The following is an 18,778-nucleotide window of genomic DNA, read 5'->3' as shown; positions in this document are numbered from 1 at the left end:
AATCCAAAGGAAATTCGGAAAAAAATCGTTGTATTCTACGGTACCTTGACGCTTGGAGGGCGTCACTGAATACAACACAAGCCAATTGGTTTAAATTAACTGTACGCGTAGCAAGCAATGCAAGTAACATAGTTACAAAACATGTTATTCTCCCTTGTTCCAGCCAAAATACATATTTAAACTATCCTTCAACTCGCTGATACACTCCATAGAACCTTCTTTTGACGATCGAGATTATATGATTTTCATTCTATGGCAGCGAGTTATCTTAAGTTACTTCAGTGCCAAACCAGAAATGGTTGCCCGCCTGCGCGGGCATGACAGGTTTTTTTGTCATGTACAGAGGTTTTTTTTAGATCATAATTGACAAGCGAATTAAATCACTGCAAAATACACCCCAGTTCGACGCATGAATGTACAACATTTGTGTAAATATAGAATCTAAAGCTTACTGGGGTGTAGCCAAGCGGTAAGGCACAGGGTTTTGATCCCTGCATTCCTAGGTTCGAATCCTAGCACCCCAGCCACAATCTTGGTGATTCAAGTTAACAGACGGCAGAAGATACCGGGAAGGATGCGTTCACCGGATCGCTAAACAACAATAATATCTTTCTGGCTGTCTTCTGCCATGTGTTTATGCTACCTGATTAAATTTATCTAAGGTTTTCACGCACATGTCTACGATGATGATATTCACTGGCAACGCCACCCCTAAACTTGCCCAAAATATTTCTTCCTATTTAAACTTACCTATTGGCAAAGCGAACGTTGGAACGTTCAGCGATGGTGAAACCATGGTCGAGATCTTGGAAAATGTCCGAGGAAGAGATGTCTTTATTATCCAATCAACCTGTGCGCCATCAAATAACAATTTAATGGAACTCTTGGCCATGGCAGATGCGCTCAGACGCTCCTCAGCCAACCGTATTACCGCCGTCATTCCCTATTTCGGATATGCAAGGCAGGACCGTCGCGTACGTTCAGCCCGTGTTCCCATCACCGCTAAAGTCGTTGCTGATATGATTACCTCCGTTGGCATTGGTCGCGTGCTAACGGTTGACCTGCACGCCGATCAAATACAGGGATTTTTCTGCATGCCTGTCGATAACGTGTACTCTACCCCGGTTTTATTGGATGATATTCAGAAACAACAACTAGATAATTTAATGGTTATTTCTCCGGATGTAGGTGGGGTGGTGCGTGCTCGCGCTATGGCCAAGCGGTTAAATGATGCGGAGCTTTCCATTATTGATAAGCGCCGTAGCGGTCCTAATAAATCAGAAGTCATGCACATCATTGGTGACCCTAAAGGTCGCAATTGTATTATTGTCGATGATATCGTCGACACGGCTGGAACCTTATGTTCTGCCGCCATTGAGCTTAAAAGAAGCGGAGCAAAAAGCGTGCGAGCATACATCACTCACCCCGTTTTATCTGGGCCTGCCATCACCAACATCATGAGTTCTTCACTAGACGAAGTCGTTGTTACAGACACCATTCCTCTCTCTAAAGAAGCCAAAAGTTGTTCTAAAATTAGAGTGGTTAGCCTTGCGGAAATGATTGCTCAAGCCATAAAGCGCGTTAATGAAGAAGAGTCTATCAGCTCAATGTTTGCTGATTAAGAGACAATTTATCTTCAATAAGATCATGAAGTTTTGGGAGTCAACGAACATACTTATTATTTTGATGCATAATAATTAATTAAATACATCCATTGGATTACAATTTAATCTTACTCACCCCACCCTCTCTCTCCACACTTCGTGCGGGTGAGAGGGGAAAAGGCGGTGAATTTATGTAACAACGGCGCGCTTCAAGCACAGTATGTAAACAACATACAAAAAGCCGAGATGGGGTTTATCAATCGCGAGAACCAACGTATTTATCATCAAAGTAGTGACGTAGCTTGGTTCTTAATGTTCCACGGCTGATACCCAACATGAGCGCTGCGCGGGATTGATTGTATTTACAATGCTCCATAACTGCACGGAATAAGGGTGCTTCAACTTCCTCAAGCACAAATTGGTATAAATCAACAGGATCAGTCCCCTTCAGCTCGGAAAAATATTTTTGCACTGATTGAGTTACGCTCTGGGCCAAAGATGCAGTTGTATCCCCAGCTTCATTGCTGATTGTTGTCATTATTATTAACTCCTTCTTTCAAAAAAAAATAATTCTAACGAAATGAATATAGCTCGACAAGTTTGAAGAATAAATGGTGGGCATTTAGCCCACCAAGTCTTAACTAAAATTGAACCATAGCCGGATTAAATGGGTTACCATTAACCGTTAATTGACCCTCACTCAAGGTCACATGAATAACGTATTCATTGCCTTGCTTCTCCAATGCACCGGCTGCGACCAAAGCATCTAGTTTTTCTTGGGCCTTTGCCTCCGCTTTTTGGTCAAGTTCTGCAAGCGTCATTTGTTTAGTAACCGGCTGCTCGGCTGGTGCAGTAGTCGCATCGGACTGAGCCGCTTGTTCCTGTGGCTTAACTTTACCTTGTGGTTGAGTATCACCATCTTGATTCTGCGCACCAGCTGCTTGAGCTTCGTTACCGGCCGGTTGTTGAACCTGTTCTTGTTGCTCATCCGCAGCATGCATCTGCATTTGATTAGCCAATGCATCTTGCAAGCTAGGCTGCTTGATGAGTTGACGCTTTGCTGCTTCCTTAAACCCTTGTTTTACAAACTCAGCAGGCATCTTAAGGTGACCTTCGCCCCTAATTTGCTGGATGAGCTGGAAGGGATTTGATGAATCGCCTTGCGGTAAATTCAAGGTAAGATTGCCTTCAATATTACCCTCGGGCATCACAAAGCTCAATGTTGTAACTTCCAACTGGGCTCCCTTACTAAACAGCTTTGGCAACTCTGGTAAAATAGTAAATAAAGCTTGCTGACGTTCGGCATCGGAACTTCCCTGCACTTGATTGGCTTGCTCATTGATTTTCGCCAAAACATCTGCATCTAAGTTTTTGATCGCCAGCTTTATCTCACCAGGACCATAGGTTTTGCCATCCATGTATAGTTGATTTAATGAAACCTCAAGATGAGAGTGAAACAAACCATCCTCAATATCGCTCTTCGTATGAGCATTAAATTTAGAGAGTTCAAATGTCTTTTGATCATGATTCGTCACCAAAACAGAAGGCAATGAAAAGCTAGCTTGACCTAAATACAATCCATTTTCAGCTTGATACAGATTGTACTCACTACTAACCTGGCTAACCGTTGCGGTCATTTGATCCTTTTTGACATTAATCCCCTTAATATTCATATCACCATCAATGTGATCCAATTGGGAAGTTAATGTGACATCGCTGGTCATGCCATGCCATTCAAATGTACCCCCGCCATCTTTAGCAATCAATGTAAACTGCGGTAGTTGAGCCCGAAATCGGCTACGATTTAGATAGTTTACTAATACGCTGACATTCAGTTTTGGGGTTGTCGATTCATTGGCAAAGGTCTCGGAAAATTTTTCTTTAAATTGATCAGGAAGATTCAATTCCGTCTTTGCGTATCCTAAGCCGAAATGAACACCATCTTTTGCGAAAATTACCGGGCCATGATAAATAGAAAGTGGCATATCCATTGTATAGTTTTGAGCAGGTACTAAGGTAGGGTGATCATCTTGGCCTTTCACCACTCGCTCAGGAACATGAACTTTCCATAATAAATCTGCTTTAGACGTAAACCAACCTCGATCATAGCGGTTAATCGTAACATTCAATCCGTTTGCTTGATTAACTAAAGTAATATCTTTCTTTAAGGTACGCTCGGTCATCATTCCTGTGCCGTAATATCCACCAAGGATTAAAACAACTAAGATAATTATCAATCCCACTAATTTTTTCATTATCAGCTCCGTGTTTAAAATGATCCTCTTTTTTGCGTTCTGGGCAATTAATTGCAAGAGGGTAATGTTTTATCGCAAAATAATTGCGTTAGAAAACAGCTGTTATTAAAGCACGATAATTGTATTCTCGCAAAGGCATTGAGCGATCTGGAGGAAATTATTTTTAAATAGAACTCAACTGTTCTGTGTGCGTCGCTTGTCATAGCCCGGCCATTAAACTATCACCGAACGCAACAGGATTGCGTTCGGTGATAGTCGACGCACTTATTGTTGTTTACAATAAGTTTCTTTCACCATGAAGGCTAAAATTAATGCGATAAACGAGCAAATAGGTAATATTTGTAAGCCAAATTGAAAATCAGATAAATGGAGCATCTCAACATTGTAAGCTCTTGTGCCAGAAATCAAGTCCACCATTTTCCCTACCAGCGGTTGTAATGAGGCACCTACAAAAATTGAGATCATATTGGTAAAAGCAATGGATGTGCCAATGACTTTTCGCTCATGCAACTCCGTTGAAACAGCATATGCAATTGCAACACCGGTATTGGTTAAGCCGAATGCAAAGAATAAGAGATAAGCCATCGTTTTATTCATTTCAGGAGAAAAGACATAAGCGGTGGTTAGAACCATTCCAAAAATGGCAGACACAATCATGATGGGCTTTCGTCTACCCATTTTATCCGATAACCAGCCTGATAATGGCCCGCCTATTCCCCAACCAATAAAGATAAGCCCAGTCGCAAATGCTGCTGCATGAGCAGTTAAACCTCGACCATATTGCAGATAAGCTGGTCCTATCGATTCTCCAATAACCGCGGTAGGTCCAAACAAAAATCCAGCATAAAGTGCGTTTATCCAAGCTTGTTTGTGGGTCAAAATAATACGAAGACTTTCGGCTATGCTGATTTTATGTTCATCTTTAATGCGATTTGCTTTCTTTGCTGGTCTATCTTGCACGAATTGATACAGCAAACCAGCCAACAAAATAAACAAAAATGCAATAATCAACATGCTGTGACGCCAGCCAACCGAGCCTACTAAAAAAGATACAGGTGCTTCGCCGGCGGCCGCGCCAAGCATGCCAAGCGCTTGGGTCAACCCCGCCAATAAGCCAAGCATCGCAGTGGGGAACCAGGATGTTGCTAACCTTAGCGCACAGACAAATGCAAATGCGGCACTAAATCCAATTAACATTCTGCCAATCGATGCGGTTAAGAGTCCATCCGCAAGTCCAAACACACAGCATCCAAAAGCAGTAATTAAAGACATGATGGTCAAAATCCAGCGGATACTTAGTCTGTCTACGGTAAGTCCAACAGGAATTTGCATTAAAATATAAGGAATGTAAAAAGAGGCTGTTAAAATACCAAATCCAGCTTCATTGATGCCAAAATCGCTTTGCAGAAAGCGATGCATGACACCCGGAGCAACTCTTGCCATATAATCGGAAAAAAAAAAGGCAGCAGCTAATCCCCAGACAAGCCAAGCATAGCCAAGCTTTTTTTGAGTTCTATCTTTATTTGTTTGCGAGAGTACAATTGAATTCATAGGTCCACTATTAGATTTTCTGAATATCTTATACTAGCCTCTAAAGAGGCGTCGTTGCTCAATAATCATGCAAAATTGTTGTCCCATTATACTGTTGCGGTAGATAATTTCAACCTATATCCACAACCTTCCTACCAGCCACTGTTTTTCAATCGGAAATAAATCTGATAAAATTATGGGCTATTTTACTAATCATTTAGATGTTGATGAACGAATTAGAAACAGCCATTTTAAACGCGTTTCAGCAGGAAGGCGCACAGAAGGAGGCCAATAAAGCCTACTTGGAATTTATTAAAGCCAATTTCATTATTCCTATCGAAGCCGATAGTGAAGCAGATCCTAAAGTGCTTTACTGTATGGATCAAGGCCTTGTTTTTTTACCTGTGTTTAGCAACATGGTTTTTTTTGATGCTTGGGCAAACGATATCGCTGAGCAGATTAAATTATTGCGTTTATCTGGCGTTGATTTACTGAAGGGCATTGGCGATGAAGTTACGGTTTGCTTAAATATTGGCAGTTCTTGCTATAAAGAGTTTAATCCGGCTGAGCTTGCTAGAATGCGAAGCATGGTCCTCAAGTTTTTCAATAAATAGACAGGACTTAATCTTTAAAAATTCCAAACTCCCAATCATGGCTGGGAATTTGGTATTTTTAAAGCTGTTTAATACCCAAAAATGTTCTTACGCCACCATGTCTAAAACTTGGTATCCTAAAATAGCTGATACTGCAATAACGCTGCTTAATTCCAGCACTTTAGTAATAAATCCAGTCTTGGCTGAGGCATAGAAACGTTCGTCATTCGCTGCAAATTCTTCCGTTATGTGATCATACCCAATGTAATCGGTTATATCATAAATGGGCTCTTCTTTGTAAAATCCAGCCCACCAGCCATCAGACCATTGTTCATACTCTCTAGTGCCTTCCTTATAAGGGTTGTTCTCCTCACTTACATTGGTCAACCCACATTCGTAGCCATAGGCATAGCATGCTTCAAAGGAGGGATGCTCAACATTGAATTTTAATTTAATATAAGGTACAAATTCGTTGATTGTGTTCATGTCATTACCCCTTTCATTTTCATTGTGATGTAAGTTGGTCAACCATTAATGACCTTGACTTAGTATTTATTTTACCTCTTCAAATTCCAATTTATATCGAGCTAAGAAAACTTTACATTTTCTTCACAAACAAATTCTGCAGTAAATGATTTATCGGCCGAACCGTTAAAGATCTTTAAGGGGGAAATCGCTGTGAGTTCAAATCGGGAATGATTTGTGCAACGGATATTAGGGGGCAAGGCGCTTTATATGCCATTGTCCGTCTTTTAGTATATATTGAAGCCTGTCGTGGAGCCTATTGTCCCTTCCTTGCCAGAATTCTACCGTTTCAGGGTTAACGACATACCCACCCCAATATTCAGGCCGTACGATAGGTTCTTGTTGATGTTTCGCAATCAGTTCATTAAATCGGTGTTCCAACTCGCCTCTCTCCCCAACAACCCGGCTCTGGGGTGAGCAGATTGCGCTCAATTGACTAGACAACGGTCTTGAAGCAAAATAAGTGTCTGATTGCGTTTTGGATGCTTTTTGAATCGACCCTCGAATTCGGACTTGTCGAGCCATTTCTGGCCAGTAAAAATTTAATGCAACATAAGGATTTTGATCAATCTGAATGGCTTTGGTACTTTGATAGTTCGTAAAAAAAACAAACGCATTGTTTTCAATCCCTTTCAAAAGCACAACACGCGTATCGGGATGGCCTTGATGATCGACTGTCGCCAACACCATGGCGGTAGGATCAATCGTTTCAACTTCAATTACATCTTGAAACCAACGCTCAAATTGCTCAAAAGGTGTAAGGGCCGCGTCTTGTTTAGAGAGCGATAGCGTTCCATATTCACGTCTAATGTCAGCGATTGTTTTCCATTTTTTCATTCGTTGAATTCCTTGGCTTTAAAACAGCTTATCGCGTCTAAGCTATGTATCCTGCGGTCAAGCCGTAAGATACAACGCATAATTATTGCGATAAAGCTTCGCTAGACTCCCTAGGCAGCGTCCCTAAAGTTTCGCGACCAGCGAAAAGCAATAACTTTAGGGACGCTGCCTAGTTTAGCTTTAAACATCACACTTTACACGACGAATGTTCTGCAAGCGGTTAGACTTACCATCCTGTGATTTCAGCAATCGCCTCCCCTAATAGGGCCGGGGATTTCACAGTTTTAACACCAGCGGCTTCAAGCGCTGCAAATTTATCTTCCGCAGTACCTTTACCACCAGATATAATTGCTCCGGCATGGCCCATGCGCTTTCCGGCTGGCGCGGTAACGCCTGCAATATAAGAAACGACAGGCTTGCTAACATACTCTTTGATGTATTGTGCCGCTTCTTCTTCAGCGGTTCCGCCGATTTCGCCTACCAAAATGATGGCTTCGGTTTGTTCGTCTTTTTCAAACAATTCTAACACGTCGATAAAGTTTGTCCCGGGAATGGGATCCCCTCCTATCCCAACACAAGTACTTTGGCCAAATCCCTTATCCGTGGTTTGTTTGACTGCCTCATAAGTTAATGTCCCAGAACGAGAAACAATTCCTACCTTGCCAGGAAGATGAATGGCTCCTGGCATAATGCCAATTTTGCATTCCCCTGGTGTAATCACTCCCGGGCAGTTAGGTCCTATCAAACGACTGTTAGTATTGTTCTCAAGATAGGTCTTTACTTCCAGCATGTCTAATACTGGAACGCCTTCTGTGATGCAAACTATCAATCGAATTCCAGCATCAGCGGCTTCTAAGATGGAGTCTTTACAAAAAGGGGCTGGAACATAAATCACGCTAGCATCTGCTCCTGTTTCGCGAATAGCGTCTTTAACGGTATTAAAAACTGGCAACCCTAGGTGCTCTTGCCCTCCTTTGCCAGGTGTAACGCCCCCGACCATGCGTGTTCCGTATTCAATCGCCTGCTCAGAGTGAAACGTACCTTGTTTTCCGGTGAATCCCTGGCAAATGACTTTAGTGTCTTTGTTAATTAATATACTCATTCATAACCTCGAGGTTTTAGTGTGGCTAGAACTTTTACAATCAGAGCCACATTAATTTAAACGGATAAGCCTAATCCACGTATCAAGAAACTTGTTCTACAATTTTTTTAGCCGCATCGGTTAAGCTGGTGGCCGCAATCACATTCAAATCGCTTTGATTCAAAATGTCTGCGCCTTTTTTAGCATTATTTCCTTCGAGACGAACAACGACAGGCACGTTCACATCAACTTCTTTGACGGCCTCTAAAATCCCTTCTGCAATTAAATCACAACGTACAATACCACCAAAAATATTAACCAGAATGCCTTTCACTTTTTCGTCTGAGAGAATGATTTTAAAAGCTTCTCGAACGCGTTCTTTAGTGGCACCACCGCCTACATCTAAGAAATTTGCAGGTTCCCCACCATGTAGTTTAATAACATCCATAGTGGCCATAGCCAATCCCGCGCCATTGACCATACAACCTATCTCACCATCCAAAGGAATATAGTTTAATTCCCAGTCATGCGCGCGGTTGACCCGTTCATCTTCCTGAGTCGTATCTCGCATAGCTTTCAATTTGGGCTGACGATACAACGCGTTATCATCAATATTCACTTTACCATCGAGACAAATCAAATTACCTTGCTTATTAACAACGAGCGGGTTAATTTCTAGCAAGCTTAAATCACATTCTACAAACATTTTCCCCAATGCAATCATTAGGTTGGTGAATTGTTTAATTTGATCCCCTTCTAAACCCAAATTAAATGCGGTTTCGCGACACTGATAGGGCATCACGCCAACCATCGGATCCACTTGAATTTTAAATATTTTTTCAGGTGTTTCTTCGGCCACTTTTTCAATTTCAACGCCACCTTCCGTTGAAGCCATGATTACCACGCGGCGTGTGGCGCGATCAATCACCGCACCCAAATAAAGCTCGCGTTCGATATCACTGGTTTCTTCAACTAAGACTGAATTAACCGGTTGACCATGTTCATCAGTTTGGTAAGTCACCAAACGAGAACCTAAGATGGATTTAACATATGAACTTAGTTCTTCTTTATTGGAAACCAACTTCACACCGCCCGCTTTGCCGCGGCCGCCTGCATGAACTTGTGCTTTCACGACCCATCGGGGTGTTGATAACTTGGATGCAACCTGCAGCGCATCTTCTACATTATGGGCCACTTCCCCATTCGGGACTGGAAGTCCATAGCTTGCAAATAATTGCTTGGCTTGATATTCATGTAAATTCATTCTGTTTTCCTATAAAAATCCATTAGAGTGCGTGTTTACAATCCACTAGACTAAACTGAAAAGACTTGACTTTCGAGCATTAACGAAGCACCGAACATCGAAGCTTATCAGCCAAGATAGTAAATTGTTAATACACCCCTAAAAAAATAAGACAGATAAGATGATCTTATCTGTCTTCTTGTGATTAAGATTAGACATTCAACAATAAACGTGCAGGATCTTCTAGAAGCTCCTTTACGCTTACTAAAAACTGTACCGAGTCTTTACCATCAATTAGGCGGTGATCATAAGAAAGCGCCAGATACATCATTGGACGAATGACAATCTCACCGTTTTCAACGATTGGTCGTTGTTCGATCTTATGCATGCCAAGAATACCGGTTTGCGGTGGGTTTATAATAGGAGTAGCCAGAAGAGAACCAAATACACCCCCATTAGTAATGGTAAAAGTTCCCCCCTGCATCTCGTCCATCGATAATTTACCTTGTCGGGCACGTGTTGCGGAATCGGCTATGGTATTTTCAATTTCTGCCATGCTTAACTGATCCGCATCGCGCACAATAGGAACCACCAAGCCGCGCTCTGTTGAAACGGCAATTCCAATATCATAATAACCGTGATAAACGATATCCTGACCATCAATAGACGCATTTACGGCTGGGAATCGCTTCAATGATTCAACGACCGCCTTCGTAAAGAAGGACATAAAGCCTAGCTTTGCGCCATGTTTTTTCTCAAAACTATCCTTATATTGCGCACGAATATCCATCACCGCTTTAAGATTAACTTCATTGAATGTGGTTAGCATGGCTGCGTTATGCTGAGCTTCGACTAAGCGCTCTGCAATTTTGGCACGTAATCGCGACATAGGAACGCGCCGTTCTTCTCGAACTCCCGTTGAAACAGGTGCTTTGTCTTTTGCTTTCTCTTCGGTGGATTTTTTTGCTTTATCGCGATTCGATTCGATATAAGCCACAACATCTTCTTTGGTGATACGACCGTCTTTCCCTGTGCCTTTAATTTGGTTGGGCTGTAAGTCATGTTCAGCGAGCATGCGACGAACTGCGGGGCTGGCGGCTTTTTCTTCGTCACCTGATTTTTCTTGCTTTTCTTCTTTCTCTTCTTTTGTTTCTTTCTGCTTTTTCTCTTCTTTGTCCGACTTGCCGTCTTCGGCTCCTTCTTCTATCGTAGCTAAGATTTCACCGGCCGTAACCGTGTCACCTTCGTCAAAATGAATTTCTTTTAATACCCCATCCGCCGGAGCAGGGACTTCCAGAACGACTTTATCGGTTTCTAAGTCAACGAGATTTTCATCCCGTGATACTTTGTCACCCACTTTTTTATGCCAAGTGGCAATAGTAGCGTCAGCAACTGACTCGGGTAAGGCCGGTACATTGACTTCGATAGACATAATTTTACCTTTTTTGTAAATTAATTTTAGTGTTTAACGTCTCTGGCATTAGGGAACTGTCCCTACCCCAAAGCTCCGATTCTTTATGGCCTAAGCCACTCATTGTTCCATTAAAGCTTCTTTCACCAACTTTTCTTGTTGCTCAGCATGAAGTTTTGGACTTCCCACCGCAGGAGCTGCAGCAAACCCTCTGCCAGCATAATACAGAGAATGATCTTCCTGTAAGCAATCCTTAATGTTATGTTGAGAAGCGAACCAAACGCCTTGATTTTGGGGCTCTTCTTGACACCAGATAATTTTTTTAGCGTTTGGATATTTTGCCAGCTGTCTCTTTAGCTCCTGTTTCGGGAACGGATAAAGTTGCTCAATCCGGATAATAGCAACATGATCTAACGATTCTTCGCGCCGCTTTTGCAATAAGTCATAATAAACTTTCCCGCAGCAAAGAACTATTTTAGACACCTTTTCTTCCTTTAGCTCATCAACTTCAGGGATAACATTATAAAACTTTCCTTCAGATAAATCTTCAAGTGATGAAACGGCCAATTTATGCCGTAATAAACTTTTGGGCGTCATGACAATTAAAGGTTTTCTGTACTTACGTTTAATCTGACGTCGTAGTAAATGGAAGATTTGAGCTGGTGTTGTTGGAACACAAACTTGCATATTCTGTTGCGCACAAAGCTGCATAAAGCGTTCTAATCTTGCGGAAGAGTGCTCTGGTCCTTGGCCTTCGTAGCCATGCGGCAAAAACATAACAAGACCCGATAAACGCCCCCATTTTTGCTCGCCAGAGCTAATGAATTGATCAATAACAACCTGAGCTCCATTAGCAAAATCACCAAATTGAGCTTCCCAAATCACTAAAGTGTTTGGTTCAGAAGCCGAATAACCATATTCAAACGCCAACACCGCCTCTTCGGAAAGAACGGAATCAATCACCACAAAAGGCTTAAGTGGATTATCAACTATGGTTTCTAAAGGAGTGTAGGTATTGCCTGTTTTGGCATCATGCAACACGGCGTGACGATGCGCAAAAGTTCCTCGGGATGAGTCTTGACCAGACAGACGAACAGAATACCCTTCGTGTATCAATGAAGCATATGCTAGTGTTTCAGCAAACCCCCAATTAATCGGCGTTTCACCCGCAGCCATTTTTCTTCGTTCTTCAAGTAAACGCTTAACCACAGAGTGCGGTGTAAAACTATCCGGTACTGAATTCACTTTTTCAGCTAATTCTTTTAGTGTTTTTTCATCAACGGTCGTATCCGCCTTTTCGGTCCATTTAGTATGAATAAAAGGGGTCCAATCCACTGCGCGCTTCCCGGAGTAGGATCCTTTAACCGTTTCAACCACGGCTTCACCTTTATCGAGCTTATCTCGATACTCTTCTGCTAGCTGCTCGACTTTTTCCTTGCTGATTAGCCCTTCATCAATCAACTCACTGGCGTAGAGATCTTTGACGGTCGGCATCGCTTTGATTTTTTGATACATTTCAGGCTGGGTTACGGAAGGCTCATCAGCTTCATTATGTCCATGACGTCGATAGCAAACCAAATCCACCACAACATCGCGTTTAAATTTCATTCGAAACTCAAATGCAATGCGAGTTGCAAACATTACCGCGTCTGGATCGTTGCCGTTAACATGAATAATTGGCGCTTGCACCATTTTCGCAACGTCCGTGCAATATAAGGTTGAGCGAGCATCCAAGGGATTGCTGGTCGTAAAACCAATCTGGTTATTAACGACAACATGGACTGTTCCGCCGGTACAATACCCTCTGGCTTGGGAGAAGTTGAACGTCTCCATCACAACACCTTGACCTGCAAAAGCAGCATCACCATGGATTACTAAGGGTAACACACTATCCTTTTTCTCCAAATCATTGCGTCTTCTTAGCCTTGAGCGAACCGACCCTTCGACTACCGGACCGATGATTTCTAAATGAGAAGGATTGAACGCCAGGGCAACATGGACGATATTGCCAGATTCCGTTCTTAGATCCGATGAATACCCCAAGTGGTATTTGACGTCGCCCGTTCGCTCTGAATTCACTTTTCCTTCAAATTCTTGGAACAAGGCATCAGGCTCTTTTCCAAGCACATTGACTAAAACATTTAATCTTCCGCGATGGGCCATGCCAATAACAATTTCTTTTACTTCACGATCCCCACCGGATCGAATGATTTCTTGCACTAAAGGAATGAGGGCATCCCCCCCTTCCACAGAAAACCGTTTTTGGCCAACGTATCGTGAGCCAAGATATTTTTCCAGACCTTCGGTTGCAATCAGCTCATTAAGAACTTTAAGTTTATGTTTGGTCGAAAGCTTAAGCTGGCCATGGACACTTTCAAGTTGTTGCTGAATCCAGCGACGTTCGTCGGTATTGGCAATATGCATGTACTCAATGCCAATGCTTCCACAATACGTTTTCTTTAAGAGTTCGTAAATTTTAGAAAGAGGCATCGGCTTTTCATTAAATGAATGGCCAGGATGAAACTCTTTATTCCAGTCTGCATCGGTTAGGTTATGGTAGGATAATTTCAGGCTATCGACTGGGGTGCGCTCAGACATGTTCAAAGGATCCAACTTCGCAACGAGGTGTCCATAAGTACGGTAAGCGTTGATTAAGTTAGCAATTTCAGCTTGTTTACGATCAGCGGAAGTCACTTGAACGCACTTCTTATTGGCCGTTTCCTGAAAATAGTCTCGAATTTTTCGATGAGAAACGTCTTCTTCCGCGTTTATTTTTGGTAATTCACGAAAGAATGTTTGCCAGTCTTCAGGAACGGACTCAGGGTCGCTCAGATAATCTTCGTATAGAGAGTCAATATATGCCATGCTTCCACCAGAGAGGTAAGAAGAGGCTATTTCTTTTTGCAGATTACTGCTGCTCATTACATCATTCTCCAAAGGTACGTCGAGTAATTTGGCCAAACAAAACATTCTAGCCAGCTATACAAGACAAAAAACTCATACATCACGAGCCAATTCAGCCGAGGCGCAAGCTGCCTTAAGGAACCTTCCCTAGTTCATCCGTTTTAGTTGCAAGTGTAGTTGGCTTCTTGTAAGTTCGCCAAAAATGCGTGGCTTTTCTGAGTCTTAACTTATCGTTTACAACTCAAAAAAGCCAGGCGAAGCCCTTAACAAGCCGGCTGGTTTTTAGCGATTAGTCCCTAATTGGCTTATAAAAATAGTCTTTGCGTGTCTTGGGTTAAACCCAACGAAAGTATCCGCCTAAAAGTCGCATGTTGAAGTATCTTGGGTATACCCACGCACTATGTTTCAACGCTCAGCATTTGCTGGCGAATTTCTCCAATTGCTTTGGATGGGTCGAGTCCCTTCGGGCAAACATTAGTACAGTTCATAATAGTACGACAACGAAACACACTGAAAGGATCTTGTAAGTTTTTTAATCGTTTAAACGTCGCCGTATCGCGATTATCCGCTAAGAATCGCTGTGCTTGCAGCAAACCTGCAGGCCCTACGAATTTTTCAGGGTTCCACCAGTAAGATGGACACGAACTTGTGCAGCAAGCGCATAAAATACACTCATATAAGCCATCAAGCTTGGAACGCTCCTCTGGAGATTGTAACCGCTCTCTTGGAGGCGCCTCTGAATCATTTTGCAAATAAGGTTCAATACGTTCGTATTGCTCATAAAATTGCGCCATATCCACTACAAGATCTCGGATAACCGGAAAGCCTGGCAGTGGACGGATGATAATTTTATCGGAGTTAAGCTTAGACAGATGGGTCACACAAGCCAGCCCATTTGTGCCATTGATGTTCATGCCATCTGAACCACAAACCCCTTCACGACAGGAACGCCTAAACGATAGGGTTGGATCTTGTTCATTTTTCAAGCGCTCAAGCAGTGTTAATAACATCGGATCGCTTTTGGCAGGAACCGATAGTTCATAATCCTGCATATAAGGCTTGTCATCTTGGTCAGGATTATAGCGATAAATCGACAAGGTCAGATTTTTTGTTTCAGCCATGGCATATCCTCATTAATAAACGCGTTCTTTCGGCTCAAATGGCTCGACAAACTGGGGCTTGGTATTCACTGGACGATAGTCAATTTTATCATCTTCTGACTGATAAATAGTATGCTTAATCCAGTGTTCGTCATCCCGATTTGGATAATCTTCACGACTATGAGCACCACGGCTTTCCGTACGTGCCAGTGCAGATTTCGCCGTGGCATAGGCGGTTGCCATTAAATTATCTAGTTCCAGCGCTGTAACTCGTTCAGTATTAAAGACGTTACTTTTATCTTCTAGTGTTGCGTCATTTAAACGATCGCGTAATTTCTGTAATCGCTCAAGGCCTTTTTCCATGACCTCACCCGTGCGAAACACACCGAAATCTTCTTGCATAACCCGCTGCATTTCATCACGGATTACTGCTGGGCTTTCACCTTCTGAAGAGTTCTCCCACCGTTGATATCGCTCCAATGCGACTTCGATGTTGTCATCAGTGACATAAGGCATATCTGGTAGTTGGTTGGATTGCCATTGCAACTCCACATGAAGCCCGGCAGCACGCCCAAAAACGACCAGATCCAATAATGAATTACCCCCAAGCCGATTGGCACCATGAACTGAAACGCAAGCACATTCACCTACGGCATACAATCCTTCAATCACTTGATCTTGGCCTTTATGTTGTGTTATCACCTGACCATGGATGTTTGTTGGAATTCCACCCATGCTGTAATGGCATGTTGGTACCACAGGAATCGGTTCTTCAATAGGATCAACGCCAGCAAACTGTAACGACAGCTCGCGAATACCTGGCAGACGTGATTTAATTAAATCCGCTCCAAGATGATCTAGTTTTAACTTAACGTGATCGATGCCATCCGGATCGAACCCTTTTCCAGCTCTTAACTCTCTGGCTATCGCACGGGCAACCACATCTCGAGAAGCTAAGTCTTTCGCGTGTGGAGCATAACGCTCCATGAAGCGTTCCCCGTCTTTATTGATGAGGTATCCACCTTCCCCACGGCATCCTTCGGTAACCAATGTTCCTGCACCGGCGATTCCGGTAGGATGGAATTGCCACATTTCCATATCTTGTAAAGGCAAGCCCGCACGAAGCGCCATGCCAAACCCATCACCCGTATTAATGTAAGCGTTGGTGGTAGACTGGAAAATACGACCCGCTCCGCCAGTGGCTAAGACACAAACACGGCTTTGGAAATAGACCACATCTCCTGTTTCGATGCACAATGCTGTAACACCGGCGATACGACCATGATCGTCCTTAACAAAATCTAAGGCTAACCACTCACTAAATATATGTGTCTTAGCCTTCAAGTTTTGCTGATACAGCGTATGCAAGAGCGCATGCCCGGTTCTATCCGCCGCAGCACAAGTTCTAGTCGCCTGATCGCCTCCAAAATTTTTTGATTGCCCGCCAAATGGACGTTGATAAATCTTACCGTTATCCATACGAGAAAAAGGAAGCCCCATATGTTCTAGTTCGTAAACCGCTTCAGGTCCAGTTTTGCAAAGATATTCAATACAATCTTGATCGCCGATGTAATCGGCTCCTTTAACGGTATCATACATATGCCATTGCCAATCATCTTCATCAGCATTCCCTAAGGCCGCTGTAATACCGCCTTGCGCTGAAACCGTGTGTGAGCGGGTAGGGAACACCTTAGACAATAAAGCCACTTTCATTCCGGAATTGGCAAGCTGTAATGCCGCCCGCATACCGGCTCCACCCGCCCCAACAATTACTGCATCAAATTTATTACGCATGAAAGCCATTACTATTGTCCCCAAACAATCATTAACGCCCAGATAAATTGGCCGACTAAGAAAAGAGCAACGAGAAGTTGCACAGATAATCGAATGACTGTGCACTTAATGTAATCTGTGGTCACGGTCCAAATACCAATCCAGCTATGCAATACAAACGTGAAAAAAGCCAGTACTGTGCCTACCTTAAACCAGGGAGACTGAAACAACGCATGCCATTGTTCATAACGCAACTCTGGGTGAATGAATAGAAAGGTAATCATAAATAGCGCATATATCGCCAGGTAGACAGCGGTCACGCGTTGTATTAACCAATCTTTTAAGCCATTACCCGTTAAACTTGTGACGTTCGTTACCATATCCAGATTCCTAAACCAATCATCAAAATAATCGCTAGCAGAATAACCAAAAGAGCGCTCCTTCGTCCGGTAGGAAGTCCTTCCGCAAAGCCTAAATCCATAACCATATGGCGAATTCCTGCCAATAAATGATACGCGAGGGCAGATACGAATACCCACGTTAAAAATTTGTTCAATGGGGTGGCTAGAAGGTGCTTCATGGATTCAAACGAAGCTTCTGAACGCAGCGAAAGACTTAATACATATAAAAGAGCTGGAGACAGTAAGAATAAGACAATTCCTGACAAGCGATGCAAAATGGATGCGATGGCCATAGGAGGATACTTTAAGCTCATTAAATCTAGATTAACCGGTCGTTTCTGCTTCACAGTGTTTCTCTTCCTTTTGGAAATTATTAAGTGGGCAAGCCATATGTAGGGTAATACTAAAATCGTTTGCATTTTTTAAAAAACGAGACAAGTATACCACTGTGTTATTCTCACGCAAAGTTTAAGGGATCTGAATGAAACAATTAGGGGTAATTTTTTTGGTTCGTTGGGGATGTGCTTTGATTTATGACATCCTCATCCTTTTAACGCTTTTTCTATTTTATACTTTAATCTGCTTATGGTTTCGTCATGGTCACGCCATTGAACCAGGAACCTTGTGGTATCAAATCACCTTGCTGGCCATTTTCTATGGTTACTATTTTTTTTCGTATCGGTATGGCGGTCAAACCATTGGTCTAAAGGTGTGGAAGATAAAGCTCATCTCGACGCGAGAGAGGGTCAGCGCAGGTCAGGTATTCTTACGCTTACTAGTGTTCATTCCATCAATGATCCTGAGTATTTGTTTGTTTAAACGGCTAAATCCTCTTACAGAAACGCTAACTGGAACCCGCTTAGTTCAGCTGGAAAACGCCTAACGTTTTGGTTTATTTGGGGTCGCGTGGGAGTGCCGAAAAGAATCCCTGGGCGCCTCTGATGGATAACCATAACCTTTATTGGCCAGATTTTTTACAACTTGAAGATATTGCTCTCCCCAAGGACCAGGATCAAAGTTTGTAACCACCACATTGTATTGAAGGTTAATAATGGATTCAAAGGCTTTGCGTTGACAAATTTCATGCCCATCAAAGGCCACCTGCACCTCAGACTCCGGCCCCACGCCCTCATTCTTTAGACGTTCGATGAGAAGATAGATCATTTTTTCAATGGTGTAATTCATTTTACACATAGACATCCCAGCATGGAACATATCTTCTGCTTTAGAAGCGCTCAGCCTATATCCTGAATCGTGAATCGGGTAAACAAACTCCAATTCATTACTATCGTCGGTTTGTTCAGGAGGGATGATCGTTGGAGGAGATATAATCGCTAACGTTGGTTGTACAACGATGATATGAAAATCTGCCCAGTTACGCCATAAATGATAAACGCGCTCGATAATCGTTTCTGGTTCGAGATCGGTATTTTGAACAATCTCTTTAAGCAGATCCTCAGACAGCTCCTCGAACTTTGGTGAGTCTTTATCCTCTGTATTTGCCATGGTGCATTAACCAAT

At 42.7% G+C, this 18,778-nt stretch carries 17 protein-coding genes and 1 tRNA gene; 4 read left to right on the top strand and 14 right to left on the bottom strand.

Translation table 11 applies throughout. The annotated features are described in order from the left end of the window. The first annotated feature begins 452 nt into the window (after window positions 1–452). Window positions 453–527, top strand: a tRNA-Gln gene (locus E1O47_RS08800). Between the two features lie 147 nt (window positions 528–674). Further along, window positions 675–1,622, top strand: coding sequence for a ribose-phosphate pyrophosphokinase (locus E1O47_RS08795; RefSeq protein WP_133130889.1), 948 nt, complete (start codon window positions 675–677; stop codon window positions 1,620–1,622). 238 nt (window positions 1,623–1,860) lie between these two features. On the opposite strand, the gene E1O47_RS08790 is transcribed toward E1O47_RS08795, so the two are convergent. The 3 genes from E1O47_RS08790 to E1O47_RS08780 form a co-directional block, all read right to left on the bottom strand. Further along, window positions 1,861–2,142 carry a helix-turn-helix domain-containing protein gene (locus E1O47_RS08790; protein WP_133130888.1) on the bottom strand — a complete coding sequence of 94 codons (282 nt, stop codon included), beginning with the start codon at window positions 2,140–2,142 and terminating at the stop codon, window positions 1,861–1,863. 103 nt (window positions 2,143–2,245) lie between these two features. Continuing rightward, on the bottom strand, window positions 2,246–3,859 hold the full coding sequence (locus E1O47_RS08785; protein ID WP_133130887.1) for a YdgA family protein: 1,614 nt from the start codon (window positions 3,857–3,859) through the stop codon (window positions 2,246–2,248). Between the two features lie 264 nt (window positions 3,860–4,123). Next, window positions 4,124–5,410 carry an MFS transporter gene (locus E1O47_RS08780; protein ID WP_133130886.1) on the bottom strand — a complete coding sequence of 429 codons (1,287 nt, stop codon included), beginning with the start codon at window positions 5,408–5,410 and terminating at the stop codon, window positions 4,124–4,126. A gap of 206 nt (window positions 5,411–5,616) precedes the next feature. Here E1O47_RS08780 and E1O47_RS08775 point away from each other — a divergent pair, with 206 nt between their 5' ends. After that, on the top strand, window positions 5,617–6,003 hold the full coding sequence (locus tag E1O47_RS08775; RefSeq protein ID WP_133130885.1) for an SseB family protein: 387 nt from the start codon (window positions 5,617–5,619) through the stop codon (window positions 6,001–6,003). 87 nt (window positions 6,004–6,090) lie between these two features. Here E1O47_RS08775 and E1O47_RS08770 read toward each other — a convergent pair whose 3' ends face one another. The 10 genes from E1O47_RS08770 to sdhC form a co-directional block, all read right to left on the bottom strand. Then, window positions 6,091–6,468, bottom strand: a complete 378-nt coding sequence (locus tag E1O47_RS08770) for a transmission trait enhancer LetE (protein WP_133130884.1) — start codon at window positions 6,466–6,468, stop codon at window positions 6,091–6,093. A gap of 228 nt (window positions 6,469–6,696) precedes the next feature. Further along, window positions 6,697–7,344, bottom strand: coding sequence for a pyridoxamine 5'-phosphate oxidase (gene pdxH / locus E1O47_RS08765; RefSeq protein ID WP_133130883.1), 648 nt, complete (start codon window positions 7,342–7,344; stop codon window positions 6,697–6,699). 226 nt (window positions 7,345–7,570) lie between these two features. After that, the gene (gene sucD, locus E1O47_RS08760) at window positions 7,571–8,446 is read right to left on the bottom strand and encodes a succinate--CoA ligase subunit alpha (protein ID WP_133130882.1); all 876 of its coding nucleotides are present in this window, start codon (window positions 8,444–8,446) and stop codon (window positions 7,571–7,573) included. 82 nt (window positions 8,447–8,528) lie between these two features. After that, window positions 8,529–9,689: an ADP-forming succinate--CoA ligase subunit beta gene (gene sucC / locus E1O47_RS08755; protein WP_133130881.1), complete on the bottom strand. Its 1,161-nt coding sequence runs from the start codon at window positions 9,687–9,689 to the stop codon at window positions 8,529–8,531. 190 nt (window positions 9,690–9,879) lie between these two features. Further along, window positions 9,880–11,100 carry a 2-oxoglutarate dehydrogenase complex dihydrolipoyllysine-residue succinyltransferase gene (gene odhB, locus E1O47_RS08750; RefSeq protein WP_133130880.1) on the bottom strand — a complete coding sequence of 407 codons (1,221 nt, stop codon included), beginning with the start codon at window positions 11,098–11,100 and terminating at the stop codon, window positions 9,880–9,882. Between the two features lie 99 nt (window positions 11,101–11,199). After that, complete coding sequence (locus E1O47_RS08745) at window positions 11,200–14,001, bottom strand: 2-oxoglutarate dehydrogenase E1 component (RefSeq protein WP_133130879.1); 2,802 nt, start codon at window positions 13,999–14,001, stop codon at window positions 11,200–11,202. A gap of 380 nt (window positions 14,002–14,381) precedes the next feature. Further along, the gene (locus E1O47_RS08740; protein ID WP_133130878.1) at window positions 14,382–15,104 is read right to left on the bottom strand and encodes a succinate dehydrogenase iron-sulfur subunit; all 723 of its coding nucleotides are present in this window, start codon (window positions 15,102–15,104) and stop codon (window positions 14,382–14,384) included. A 12-nt stretch (window positions 15,105–15,116) separates the two neighbouring features. Further along, window positions 15,117–16,886: a succinate dehydrogenase flavoprotein subunit gene (gene sdhA / locus E1O47_RS08735; protein ID WP_133130877.1), complete on the bottom strand. Its 1,770-nt coding sequence runs from the start codon at window positions 16,884–16,886 to the stop codon at window positions 15,117–15,119. A 2-nt stretch (window positions 16,887–16,888) separates the two neighbouring features. Then, on the bottom strand, window positions 16,889–17,236 hold the full coding sequence (gene sdhD / locus E1O47_RS08730; RefSeq protein ID WP_133130876.1) for a succinate dehydrogenase, hydrophobic membrane anchor protein: 348 nt from the start codon (window positions 17,234–17,236) through the stop codon (window positions 16,889–16,891). Next, window positions 17,230–17,604 carry a succinate dehydrogenase, cytochrome b556 subunit gene (gene sdhC, locus E1O47_RS08725; RefSeq protein ID WP_133130875.1) on the bottom strand — a complete coding sequence of 125 codons (375 nt, stop codon included), beginning with the start codon at window positions 17,602–17,604 and terminating at the stop codon, window positions 17,230–17,232. The genes sdhD and sdhC overlap by 7 nt, the downstream gene beginning before the upstream one ends. A gap of 134 nt (window positions 17,605–17,738) precedes the next feature. Between sdhC and E1O47_RS08720 the strand changes: the two genes are divergently transcribed. Beyond that, window positions 17,739–18,140 carry an RDD family protein gene (locus tag E1O47_RS08720; RefSeq protein ID WP_133130874.1) on the top strand — a complete coding sequence of 134 codons (402 nt, stop codon included), beginning with the start codon at window positions 17,739–17,741 and terminating at the stop codon, window positions 18,138–18,140. Here E1O47_RS08720 and E1O47_RS08715 read toward each other — a convergent pair. Next, window positions 18,137–18,763 (bottom strand): virulence factor, encoded by a 627-nt coding sequence (locus E1O47_RS08715; RefSeq protein WP_133130873.1) that lies wholly within the window; start codon window positions 18,761–18,763, stop codon window positions 18,137–18,139. The genes E1O47_RS08720 and E1O47_RS08715 overlap by 4 nt on opposite strands. Window positions 18,764–18,778: the final 15 nt, after the last annotated feature.

The sequence above is a fragment of the Legionella yabuuchiae genome (genome assembly GCF_900640115.1).
In the GTDB taxonomy this organism is placed as follows: domain Bacteria; phylum Pseudomonadota; class Gammaproteobacteria; order Legionellales; family Legionellaceae; genus Legionella_A; species Legionella_A yabuuchiae.
Note: the sequence above shows the minus strand (reverse complement) of the source record. Positions and strands in the feature narration are given on the sequence as shown.